This is a genomic window from Myroides odoratimimus (genome assembly GCF_038039805.1).
GTDB lineage: Bacteria > Bacteroidota > Bacteroidia > Flavobacteriales > Flavobacteriaceae > Flavobacterium > Flavobacterium odoratimimum_B.
In genome coordinates, this window is sequence record NZ_JBBPHK010000005.1 from 53,515 (window position 1) to 66,179 (window position 12,665).

The following is a 12,665-nucleotide window of genomic DNA, read 5'->3' on the forward strand; positions in this document are numbered from 1 at the left end:
AAAATAAAAAGTAAAGTGTTAGTAAGTTTTATGTTCATATTACTATGTAGTTAGGTTATATATAGTAATGTTTTTAATTAATTTATCACCCTGAGCACCTCTGTAATTTGTTACAGAGGTGCTCTTTTTTGTGAGTGAGATAAAAAAAACGCGTACAGTGAAGCAAGCGTTTTAAATATTATTCATCTTTATTAGGATCTTCTTCTTTAAAGTATTCGGTAAATATTTTGATACTATCTATAGGGTCAGGCATTCCCATAGGAGCATTTTCTCGTTCATAATGTTCTAATAAGATATTGATTACTTCATATTCGTCTGCTTCGGGAGTATTAGGCTTAGCATTTTTTAATAGTTGCAATCTAACTAAAGCCATGTGATAATCTTCTTCCGTTCTAATTGGTTTCATAGGCATATTGACATTTTCTAAATAACTTTAACTACTCTCTTGTAGATAAATATACTGAATATAAAGCGGATAACACCATTAAATATTAGAATTTAAGCTATCTTTAATAAAGTAATTAGAAATGTGTATTGTATGTGTTTATTATCCCTTTTTAGAATGGCTTACTCTTTAAGTAAGTAAATAAAATAATTTTATCTACATAAATAATATGAGTACAATTAGTCGGAAGATATAGTACAAATCACGGAATTTAAGGTAATATTAAGGACTGCTATTGCGAATTAGTTTTATTTTGTAGTCTGAAAAAACAGAAAGGAAGATGAAGTCAGTCGGATTAGAAACAAATAAAGAAATAGACTTTTATACAGGCGTAGATAACCTTGTGTTGCCTACTCCTCAAAAGCAGGATTACTATACGCTTATTCTCTGCACTAGAGGACATATAGATTTAAAAGTAGGATACCATAAGTTTACCATTCACGAGGGCTCTATGTCTATTATTTCACCAGAAGTAATTTATCTTGGAGGACAAGCCTCAGATGATTTTAGAGTATTACAAATCTTTTTTAAGAAATGCTTTTTGTACCGCAATTATGTCAAGGAGATGATTGTGGATGAACTGTTGTTCTTAAACGCAGATTATCCTCCTATGTATAAGTTAGAAGACTCTTTTAAGCAAGTCTTGCAGAACTTTAATAATTTAGCTTGGGAATTGGATACTAAGGGACCTTATCATCTTAATATTATTCGTCTAAAGCTGATAGAGATATTATATGATTACAATAGAGCTTGTGAATATTGTCTTTTAGGATTTCATAAAGGAATGAATAGACAGTATCAATTAACTTATACTTTTAAACAACATTTAGAAGAAAAGTTTAAAGAGCTCAAAACAGTGCAGCAGTACGCAGACTTGATGGGCATTACACCAAAACATTTGACAGAAGTCATCAAGGAAGAGACAGGAATGACTGCTCTACAGTTAATACACGAACGCTTGCTGCTAGAGGCTCAGTACTTACTAAAGCATAGTCATATGACCGTAAAGGAATGTGCCTACGAATTAGGATTTGACAATATATCTTATTTCAATCGCTTTTTTAAATTACACATAGGTGATTCTCCTTTAGGCTATAGAAATAGGTAATCCTCTGTAAGTTTTATTTCTAAATACAAAGAGAACTTAGCTGTGATGCTAAGTTCTCTTTGTATTTAGAACAAGGTGTTTTTTATACATTAACTCCAAATAGATAACCAACTAGAGCAGATAACCCCATTGCTACTGATCCCCAAATGACGATTCTGAGCACTGCTTTTTTGATGCTTGATCCGCCTGTCTTAGCAGATAATGCTCCTAATATCATTAGGAATACAATTGTAAAACCATATAGCCAATATTCCATCTCATGCACAGGTGCTAATAGTGCTACTCCGAGAGGGAGTAATCCTCCTATAGTAAATGAGGCACCAGAGGCTAGAGCCGCTTGCATAGGATTCGCTTGGTTGATTTCATTGATGCCTAGTTCATCTCTGACATGAGCAGCTAGTGCATCTTTTTCAGTCAGCTCTATAGCGACTTGCATTGCCGTTTCTTTTTTCAATCCTCGTCTCTCATAGATCTGTGCTAGAATCTTAAGTTCAGTTTCTGGCATTTCTTCAAGTTCTTTTGCTTCTCTTTTTATATCAGCATTCTCTATATCCGTCTGAGAACTTACAGACACATATTCTCCTGCAGCCATTGATAGTGCTCCAGCCACTAGTCCTGCTATTGTAGCGAGTAGAATAGGTTCTCTAGAAGCACTAGCTGTAGCAACACCAATAGCTAGACTTGATACAGATATAATTCCATCATTAGCACCTAATACAGCTGCTCTAAGCCAGTTACTTCGATTGATATAATGACTATCTAAATAGTTGTCTATCGTTATTTTATCTTTTTTATCGTTCATTTAGTGTGTGTTTTTGCATGGTACGAAAGGAGTAACTCAGTTTTCTCATTAGTTATATATGGTTGAGAATTGTATTCTGAGTTATATAAAAAAAGGAGAGTCTGTGCTTCTGACACTATCCTCTCCTTTTTCCTTCTACATCTATATTTAAATGCTCTTTTATTTCTTCAAAATTGGTATAGCTAAACTCAAATATTTTTGTGCTTTTTTCTCCTTCCTGAAGTACGATGTATTCAGTAGCCCCTAAAAAAACTCTTTTAGTATGAGCAAGTACACATACTGTGTTAGGTTTGTAAAATTTCTTTTGACGTCCAATTAGGTTTCTGACTAAAATATCATTCTCTTTGATTGTGATATCTTTAACCATTGTCATTGTCAGTGAAAAACTAAATACAAATAAGACTAGCCCTAAAGTAACTCCTCCTACGAAGCTATAATGACTTCTGAAGCTAACATGACCACTTCGTGTATCATCTGCCATAAAGTAAAATAGGGTGAAGAGCACTAAAGCAATAATCAGTAAGGTCAATAATAATTTGATTATTCTTGAACTATATTGAGACTGTACCATAAGAATAGTTAAGTGTTGTTTTGTTATACAGCAAGTTACAAATAATGAAAAGGATTAGCAAGACAATTTTTAGTAAACCTATTTTAGGGAGAAATGGATAATCGTATCTTAGCCTAAAATAGACTATATGAGTTGGAGTGCAGAGCAGGTGTACACTATTGCGAATACCGCAGTGATAAAACACTTGCAACAAATAGAAGAATTAAGACAGGGATTATTTGCGCTAGATACATTAGAGAAAGGAATTAGAAGCGAATGGACCAAAGAGATTTTCTTTGAGAATGAGCATCACGAGCGCAGAGCGATAAAGCACGATTTGCCAGAACGTGGTTTATTAGTGATTAACCCTTCTATGTATAGAACAAGCTATGACAATAAGGACAGGACATTTTATGAGACGTATCAACGGTATGCAGAAACGAAGTGGTCGTTCTTAGAAGAACTAACTTTAGTCCCAGTTGTATTATCACTTAATCTTACACCAGAACAATGTAAGTTATTGGCCTTCCTAAAACAGTTAAACCAGGAGTTTAAACAACCTTTTATGTATTATAAATGCGAGATGTGGGGAGGAGATATAGAGGAAGAGATCGCTGTCGTTTTTGATGGAGAGATGAGCGTGTACTACTTTGATGAAATGAATGGAGTGTATAAACAGATGATAGGTACAGAGATTAAGGAATTAGAAGAGACCACAGCCCTACAACAAGGATTAAAAGAAATAGGCTTACAATTACCAACACGTTTCTTTGCACTACACGAGACATCATTTGATTGGTATCCTTATCAAGTGAAGTATGAATGATTTGTTTCTGTCAGGTCATTTGATTGGTTAGAAATTTGTGAAGCATTTGCGCGGTATTTTTGTTGAGGAACATTATCTGAGTTAGCATATTTCATGAATACAGCTATTACTTTTAAGTTTATTTATATTTTATAGTTCACTTTAATTGATCACTTTAATTAATCATTTTGCAAGATTAATAGTCCTTTGAACGCAACTTAAAAACCGTTCACTGTTAACAGTCAACTGTTAACTAATAAAATCCCTAAAGTTTTATTAAATTATATAAATGTATTTTAGCTTACTTTGTTGTATAAAAAATAGGATATATCCTTATTCGGTACATTAATTGATATAATGCTATGATTTTGTTGTTAGAGCTGAGGTCTTTTTGTGATTTCTTTAGACCGAACTTATCATAGGACAACTGTGGGAATAGATTGGATTATTTATATTTGTTTATCATCGCTATAGCAGCTTTATAGAGTGTATAAAAGCATGGTGTTTTATTCATTTTACCTCGTAGTTTGTATAAAGTTAACTCTACTACAACAGCGATGAACAATTAACTAATCTTAGTATTACAATATTATGGAAATAGGGATCGTTGAAGACCCAAAGGTGAAGAAGTATTTACCTTGGCTTGCTGCGTTGGCCATATTTATGCAGGCATTAGACGGAACTATCCTCAATACAGGATTGCCCTCTATTGCTAAGAGTTTAGGAGAGTCGCCCTTAGAGATGCAGAGTGTTATCGTATCCTATACCTTGACCGTAGCTCTGTTAATCCCTTTGAGTGGATGGTTAGCAGACCGTTTTGGTACTCGTACGATGCTAATGGTAGCTATAAGTACATTTACTCTGGGATCGCTATTTTGTTCTATAGCTAATACCTTAGATCAGCTCGTTTTGGCCCGTATATTCCAAGCCATAGGAGGATCTATGTTAGTACCAGTAGCTCGATTGATACTTATCTATGCCTATCCTAAAGATCAATTGTTAGGCATTATTAACTTCATTACCATACCCGCACTGATAGGCCCTATGCTTGGTCCTACAGCAGGAGGATTCTTAGTAGAGAAGTTCTCGTGGCATTGGATATTTTTGATTAATCTGCCTGTTGGTATAATAGCTTTCTTTTGGACAAGAAAGGTCGTGCCTAACTTTAAAAATACAGTAGGCAAGTTTGACCTAAAAGGTTGGTTGTTAATCAGTGGTGGACTGACAACGATAACCTTAATTATCGAACGATGGAACTCACCCCAATTTACAGCAATGACGTTAATACTATTAGGTGTACTTACTGTGATCTGTGTAATGGGATATATCCGATATGCAAGAGATAATGCTAAAGCATTGATAAGACTGAGTTTATTAAAGATCAAAACACTACGTGTAGGACTGATCGGAAACTTAGTGACTCGTTTTGGAGTAGGAGGTATGCCACTGATGGTCCCTTTGTTATTACAAGTAGGATTTGGATATTCTGCATTTTTTGCTGGGCTGATGATGATACCACAGGCAGGAGCTAATTTAGTAACCCGAAACTTTGTTATTCCTATTGTGCGCAAGTTCGGGTACAGAAATACCTTGATTGTCAATACGATATTGACAGGGATAATTATTTCTTGCTTCTTCTTTATTAATAAGAATACCCCGATGTGGGTCTTAGTAATCTTGATGATTTGCAATGGGGCATTTAATGCTATACAATTTACTTCCATGAATACCATTGCCTTAGCAGATTTAGACAATGATACTTCAAGTGAAGGAAATACCTTGTTATCAGTAACACAACAATTAGCCATTAGTCTTGGTATCTCAATATCAGCGATGATTTTAATGATGTTTCAGAACAGTTATATCGGAGTGAATGATCAAGGGATAGATGTATTCAGATATACATTCTTAGTGATGGGGATTATTACGATCCTGTCGAGTCGTGTATTTGCGAGGTTAAGTGTAGAGGCTGGCGCAAGCTTAGTTGAAAAAAGAGAGTACAAAGAAGCCAAACAACAAACAAATTAAATAATGAAAAGACTATATTTTAGACCTCTTGTTATAGAGGATAAAGAACAACTGCTGTATATCTACTCTGACAAAGAGGCGATGAAGCACAGAGCCAGTAAACCATTAGAAACTCTGGAAGATGCAGAGAATATGGTGAAGCAAGCTCATCGTGAATGGGAGAGCAAAACGAAAGTAAGGTTGGCTGTTGTACAACAAGAAAATGATGTGCTAATCGGTACAGCGATGTACTTTTTCGAATCGCCTACAGTTGTCGAGATAGGTTTTTCTATCGGTAAAGACTTCTGGAAGTATGGCTATGGACAAGAGGGAACAGAAGGATTAATGGAGTATATTAAAGCTAATGAGCCCAATGTCACTACCATAGTAGGAATCGCCCGCAGTGCCAATGACAAGTCTATTAAGATGATGCAAAACATCGGTTTTACAGAAATAATGGATTACGATGGGGAAGACAAAAGAAGATTTGAATTTATAGTTAACGGTTAACAGTTAACAGTTAACAGTTTTTGTATTCAACTATTGGGATGACATATCACACAATAGAGATTATATGTTGTGCGAAGTCGATTGATTTCGTATCTATCCTATTGTAATGGTAGATAGCCCATTTTTACATGATTAATAAAAACACCTTATCTTTACAATCTCAATAAAACACACCCCATGAAATACTACTGGAAAGATGTTGTGACAGATAATCAACAATGGAAAGCATTAGAGTTAACGGTAGAAGGTTTAACCCCTCCGACGATGCAACTGTTAAGTGGTTCGAATTGGAAGATGAAGTTGGTCTGTCAAGATAAACCAGTGATGTGGGGACTGATCAGTAGAGACTTCTGTGATATAGGATTAGTTAGAACCTTCGAGGAAGACAGTAGGCTGATTAAGAATATTAATTCACAAGAAGTAGAGAAACGCAAGGGCTTATCCAGTGAAGAAAGTCTTCAGTCCTGGTCTCGCTATTTTGCAGAAGAGATGGTACAGGCTGATAAGCACTTCTTTTATGATGCTATCTGGTTATTCGAGGGGTATAAGGACTTCGCATCTCCTCCTAATTACGGTACTACGATAGCAGCCGAAGATGATTTTGACGCCTTTACTTATGCACATTGGGATAGAGAACTATTGTACTCACGCAAAGTAGATGAGTATTCTGGTCGTCTAAAATGGTGGCGTAAGAAAGCCGTAGAGGGATCACTACCACCTATATTTGCCTGGTATATTCCCTCACTTGGAGGGTACTGGATTATCGACGGAAATTACAGACTAAGAGCGGCTATCTTAGAGAAGAAAGAGATACCTGTGGTGTTGGCATATTCAGGAGAATACAAAGAAGCCATTATGAATCCTGATTTTCAGAGGGGAATCTTGCACTCATTAGCAAAAGCTGAGGGACAACCTGTGAGTCCTAAGACAGCGGATTCGATGAATCAACACTTGGTAGCTGCTTTTGACGACAGACCATATTTCCATGGTAAGACGGTGGCTCGCGTGAAGATAAAGTCTAATGAAGAGTGGTTAGCAGAAGTAACAGACTACCTAAGGACTATCGACTATCCCGAAAGAGAGAAGTATATTAAGCAATTGAAGGATGAACTGTAATCATTGAAGTTTTTTTTGTGATTTTGGTTTTTCGTTTTTTTGTTAGAGATAAATAAGCTTTTATGAGTTGATTAAACTATAAAAGCTTATTTGTACACCATCACGACATCACAGAATCACGACATCACAAAGAAATGAGGTTATTCCCAATGAGTATACTGCTTACAGTTTTATTATTGTTCTCTTGCCAACAAGATAAGTATGAGCATGACTATGTTATTTATCACTGTGATCCTGCTAAGGAGCATATCAAGATGTATTGGAAGGATGAACAAGGAGAGAGAATACGCAGTTTAGGAAAGCTAAAAGAAGTATCAGAAAACAGAGGAGAAGAGTTAGTCTTCGCGATGAATGGTGGAATGTTTGAACCGAATTATACTCCTAAAGGCTTATACATCGAAAACTATCAATTACTTCAATCTTTAGATACTTTAAAAGAAGGTAAAGGTAACTTCTACCTGCAACCTAATGGTGTGTTTTACCTTACTCGTGATAATCAAGCGAAAGTAGTATCAACATCAGCATATAGTCATAATACCCCAATTAAGTATGCTACACAGTCAGGGCCTATTTTACTATTAAATGGTGAGATTAATACAGTCTTTACACCAGGCTCTGGGAATCTAAATATCCGCAATGGCGTAGGTGTAAAAGAGAACGGAGAAGTAGTCTTCGCGATGTCTAAAGAGAAAGTAAATTTCTACGACTTCGCTAAGCTATTTAAAGAATTAGGGTGTACAGACGCACTGTATTTAGACGGTTTCGTGTCAAGAGCATATCTCCCTTCTAAGGAGTGGGAGCAGACTGATGGTGACTTTGGAGTGATAATAGCCGTTTCACGGTACCCTTCGAGGAATTAAGAAAAAGGAATATGTGCCTTCGGCAAGGTGTGAACCACTATACCCCGTATGCTATGTCTTTCTGAGCTTGCGAAGAATCCCATCCTATCGGCACGAAATGATAAGGATGATTACCTCCGCAGTATAATCAAACATATTTTTTACTAAATACACCCCCTCAATTGCTTTAAAAACCCATAATCTACCCTAATTTAACTATACTTATAAGTTATTTTTACTCTATAAACCCTCTTTTATCCTCTTATCCACAAAGAATAGATAGTTTTTTATTTTTGTCTTTTTATTGTATATGTATTATAATCAGGTATTTATGGTGTTTTGGCGTTAAAACATAAAATAATTAACCTATCTGCATCCCAGTGTATATCAGTCATAGAGCTATTTCCTTCAACACTTCATCAACATTTCCCCAAGAATGCTCTACCTAAGAGGTTGTTTGTTGAAGGAATCTTGAAGAGATGTTGTAGTGGTCTTGAAGAAGTGGGAATAATGAGGAGGGAGAGAGAAGAGGACAATGACTAAATAAAAGCCTTGTTTTACGGAATACCCCATTCTAGATTAGGAAGGGTGTAGTATATTAGTATTCTTAAAATATACTAATGATGAGCTTTAAATTACTTGCTATACGACCATTAGAAGGTACCGATCCTTCACTACTAAAAGGGTTAAAACCAAACTGTATCTATCGATTCTATAATGAATATGATTATTTATATGAATATGATGAGAATACAGGAGAAGGTAAATCTTTTATAGATTTACAAGATTTGTTTTTTCAAACAATTGGTGTGAGGAGAGAGGAGATACTTTATTCATTAAAAAATAATATAGCAGAATTAAATAACAGTGAAGATATAAGAAATTGTCTAAAAAAAATAATAGAGGATGATGTATTTAAAGATGAATATTTTAAAAGATTCATAAAAGAGAAAAAAGATGCTGTTGACGATGTATTAGTCAATGCTTCTACTATTGAACTGTTTAAAAAAGATGCTTTAAGGTTTTTTAATAATAGAATTCTAACTACGCCTAAGAGTAATTGTGTTGCTATTAAATATAATCAACAAATACCTGATGACTTCTTTGGTGAGAATATTAATGTATCGGCTATAGTTGGTGAGAACGGTAGTGGAAAGAGTAGTTTGTTGGAAGTTTATTACCATTTTTTGTATAATTATTCTTTTTACAAAGAGATATTAAGGAATGACGATGATCCTGTTCTATATCTTGGGAAAAACTGTCATATTGAATTGTATTATGAGTATTATAACGAAATCATTAAGGTGGTTTTTAAACCAGTAAAAGGTGAGACAACTTCTGTACATTATATTATAAAAAATAGTGTTTTTGTAGTTGATTCAAGTAATGTGGATTTAACGGAAAGAGATTTTTATAAAGAATCATTTACTTTAAATAAAAAAGAAGCGAATCTCCCAACATATAACATAGCCTTGAATTATGGTTTGTACGGTTTAAATAGTAGTATTGATGGTTATGGCTGGTTAAAACCTTTATTTCATAAAAATGATGGATATCAAACACCTATAGTAATTAGTCCACTAAGGACTTATGGTAATATTGATATTAATACAGAGAATCGTTTACTTATACAAAGATTAGTAATTAATCATTTTGTCATTGGTAATAAGAAACTACTTTCAAATATATTTTTTGTAAAAGCTAGTTATTCATTAGAAGTGTATAAGTATCAATTTTATAGCTATAAAATAAATGAAATAAATGAGATTACTATCAGAGATATGAAAATATTATTATATCAAAGAAAAATAAGTAATGATGATTTAGATTTTTTTAAAAAAGAAAAAGATAGTCAATTTGTTATATTTTGGTTTAAGCGATTTTTAAAGTTTATCTTTAAGGAAGAAAATGAACTAAGTGCCTTAGAAACATTTCTGTCTGAATTTAAAAAGTATAATGTAGGAATAGATTCTTCGTCATTACTTGATTATTGGAAATATAATGTGATTGATAATGATTTTTTTGTAATAGATAGAGATAAGAATATATTGGAATTGGGAGATATTCAATATCTAAATCTGTTATATATATATAATAAGTTGTATAAGATGACTTTGTATTATGAAGAATATTTTAGATTTAATTATTTATTCAATAGTTTTTATAGTGATGAACTTAAGATACTTTTAAAAGAACAAGAGGATACATTACAGTCGAAGATTATTGAACAGAAAGAAGTCTTAAATGAACAATTTTATACTGATGTTTATCATATTTATGAGGAAGTAGAAAAAAAATTAAAACCACATACAATAGTTAATGCTAAGAATAGATTTGACTATATAAAAGGTCTTATAGAAGCACTTGTAGCAAATGGAACTGAGAATTTATCAAAAAGAATAATTGATGAAATATTTAATAATATTGATAGTATTGATTTAAGATTAGCTGCTTTTAAACAGTTTGTACGAAGGGTAATGAATCAAGATACACATATAGAGTTTAAAGTACATCAAGCAATTAGTTACTTTGAATCAAATACTTTTGAAAGTTTGATTGATGTTGGTAAAAGTGTTTTTAATGAACGTAGTGGATATTATGATTTGCACATTAAAGAGGGATATTTTACTAATGTAAAAGGTGAGTCGAAAGTTTTTGATATTAATAAAATACCTATTGCTTTCTTTAATTTAGATGTATTAGTTAAGAAGAATACAGAGCAAAACCCTTATTCTTTCAGGAATTTAAGTTCAGGAGAACAACAGATGATTAATGGACTTTTAACTATAACATACCATTTATTTAATATTAAATCAGTACATCAATCTACTTATGAGAAAATTAAATATTTGATTATAAATATCATCATGGATGAAATTGAGTTATATTTTCATCCTGAGTATCAACGTATATTTGTAAAGGAACTAAGAGAAACACTGTTGTATTTTCCAAATTTTAAATATAATGTTATGATGGCTACCCACTCCCCATTTATACTTTCTGATATACCATCACAAAATGTATTAAAGTTGAAGGATGGAAAGCCAGTGGCAGGAGATAGTATTAATTCTTTCGGGGCGAATATACATGATTTATTAGCGGATGAATTCTTTTTAAAGAATGGCTTTATGGGGGAGTTTGCTAAAAATAAGATTGATAGAATATACAAAAGTGTTTTGGACAACAGTCCTATAGATGAGAAGAAAAGGGAGCAACTACTTTCTGAGATAAATTTAATAGGGGAAAAAGTAATTAGAATACCCTTATTGGAAGAAGTTGAAAAAAGGTTTCAGAAATCAATAAGTGATAAACAAAGTTTAATCGAATACTATCAAAGTAAGATAGATGAACTAAGCACTAAGTAGTATGGATTTTAAAAATATAAACATCTCTTTTGTAGATAATGAATTAGATACTCATATTAGTAATAATAGAAGTTTAATAGTGAGCCTTAAAAATCTCCAAAAGAATCAATATAATAATAGAGAATTATGGCAGTTTAAGTATTTGACCTTATTGATCGATAAGATAGGTCAGGCAGATAGTGAAAGTAATATTTTAACATGTAAGTTTGATGTGTTAATTGAATATAAACAAGAATTTGAAGATGAAATAGACCTGATTAAAAAAGAATGTAAAGTAAAAAAGAAAAAATGTAATTGTACAAGATGCAAAGAGAATAGAAAGAAAGTGACATTTTCAAATCAAGTACAAAATATTTTAAAGTATCAGCATGATAAATTAAGAGGATATTATAGTAATACAGGAATTAAAACTTGTTATGTATGTAATGCACAATATGCTGTAATGGCAAAAGATGAAAAAAAAGGAAGAAATATCAACTCAAAAATTATAAATCAAGAAAGAGATAAAGCTAAGTTTGAGTTAGATCATATATTACCCAAAAGTATTTTTCCTTGCTTTTCTATTTCATTATATAACTTACTCCCTATTTGTCCACCATGTAATAAAATTAAAACTAATAACGAAATAGATGTTTCAAATATTCTAACAAAAGTAAAGTACAAAATCACAATTAAATCTTTACAACAGTATTATAAAGGAGAAGGACAATTAGAAATAGAAGTTCTAGATGAAACAAATGAAAATGCAAATAAACAGTTGAGTAGGGTATTTGATTTAAAAGGTATTTATCGGAACCATATAGATGTGATTGAAGAGCTTATTGAACGAAAGATAAAATATACTGACAAATACAAGGAGATGCTTGCTAGAAGTTTTCCTGGTATTGTTGGAACAGAAAAAAACATAGATGATAGATTAATAATTGGGACATATGGAAAGGAAGAAGGTTTTTTAAAGAGACCTCTTTCAAAGTTTATTCATGATATAAATGATCAACTAGATAGTTTTACTGGATATTATAATAAAATCAAGTAATCATATAAACGAGTGCACAGCACTCGTTTATTCATTTAAAAATCCCTTGATTCCATTATTTGTCATAAGTTGTAAAATTGTA

At 32.8% G+C, this 12,665-nt stretch carries 11 protein-coding genes; 8 read left to right on the forward strand and 3 right to left on the reverse strand.

Annotation, left to right across the window (positions count from 1 at the left end; all coding sequences use genetic code 11):
• Positions 1-178: 178 nt before the first annotated feature.
• Positions 179-412, reverse strand: a complete 234-nt coding sequence (locus AABL85_RS06175; RefSeq protein WP_341309523.1) for a hypothetical protein — start codon at positions 410-412, stop codon at positions 179-181.
• Positions 413-725: 313 nt separating this feature from the next.
• Here AABL85_RS06175 and AABL85_RS06180 point away from each other — a divergent pair, with 313 nt between their 5' ends.
• Positions 726-1,553, forward strand: a complete 828-nt coding sequence (locus AABL85_RS06180) for a helix-turn-helix domain-containing protein (RefSeq protein ID WP_341309524.1) — start codon at positions 726-728, stop codon at positions 1,551-1,553.
• An 82-nt stretch (positions 1,554-1,635) separates the two neighbouring features.
• Here the strand turns inward: AABL85_RS06180 and AABL85_RS06185 are convergent, their stop codons facing one another.
• Together AABL85_RS06185 and AABL85_RS06190 are read right to left on the reverse strand one after the other, a co-directional pair.
• Entirely contained in the window at positions 1,636-2,355 is a 720-nt protein-coding gene (locus AABL85_RS06185) for a VIT family protein (RefSeq protein WP_341309525.1), read from the reverse strand.
• 115 nt (positions 2,356-2,470) lie between these two features.
• Positions 2,471-2,926 carry a hypothetical protein gene (locus AABL85_RS06190; protein ID WP_341309526.1) on the reverse strand — a complete coding sequence of 152 codons (456 nt, stop codon included), beginning with the start codon at positions 2,924-2,926 and terminating at the stop codon, positions 2,471-2,473.
• Positions 2,927-3,053: 127 nt separating this feature from the next.
• Here AABL85_RS06190 and AABL85_RS06195 point away from each other — a divergent pair, with 127 nt between their 5' ends.
• The 7 genes from AABL85_RS06195 to AABL85_RS06225 all read left to right on the forward strand — a co-directional run bounded on the left by AABL85_RS06195 (position 3,054) and on the right by AABL85_RS06225 (position 12,583).
• Positions 3,054-3,731 (forward strand): hypothetical protein, encoded by a 678-nt coding sequence (locus tag AABL85_RS06195; protein WP_341309527.1) that lies wholly within the window; start codon positions 3,054-3,056, stop codon positions 3,729-3,731.
• Positions 3,732-4,301: 570 nt separating this feature from the next.
• Positions 4,302-5,738, forward strand: a complete 1,437-nt coding sequence (mdtD, locus tag AABL85_RS06200; protein ID WP_341309528.1) for a multidrug transporter subunit MdtD — start codon at positions 4,302-4,304, stop codon at positions 5,736-5,738.
• A 3-nt stretch (positions 5,739-5,741) separates the two neighbouring features.
• Positions 5,742-6,227, forward strand: coding sequence for a GNAT family N-acetyltransferase (locus AABL85_RS06205; RefSeq protein WP_155092941.1), 486 nt, complete (start codon positions 5,742-5,744; stop codon positions 6,225-6,227).
• Positions 6,228-6,404: 177 nt separating this feature from the next.
• Positions 6,405-7,343, forward strand: a complete 939-nt coding sequence (locus tag AABL85_RS06210) for a ParB/Srx family N-terminal domain-containing protein (protein WP_341309529.1) — start codon at positions 6,405-6,407, stop codon at positions 7,341-7,343.
• Between the two features lie 149 nt (positions 7,344-7,492).
• Positions 7,493-8,203 carry a phosphodiester glycosidase family protein gene (locus AABL85_RS06215; RefSeq protein ID WP_341309530.1) on the forward strand — a complete coding sequence of 237 codons (711 nt, stop codon included), beginning with the start codon at positions 7,493-7,495 and terminating at the stop codon, positions 8,201-8,203.
• A 599-nt stretch (positions 8,204-8,802) separates the two neighbouring features.
• Positions 8,803-11,547 carry a hypothetical protein gene (locus AABL85_RS06220; RefSeq protein ID WP_341309531.1) on the forward strand — a complete coding sequence of 915 codons (2,745 nt, stop codon included), beginning with the start codon at positions 8,803-8,805 and terminating at the stop codon, positions 11,545-11,547.
• Position 11,548: 1 nt separating this feature from the next.
• Complete coding sequence (locus AABL85_RS06225) at positions 11,549-12,583, forward strand: HNH endonuclease signature motif containing protein (protein WP_341309532.1); 1,035 nt, start codon at positions 11,549-11,551, stop codon at positions 12,581-12,583.
• The last annotated feature ends 82 nt before the right edge of the window (positions 12,584-12,665 follow it).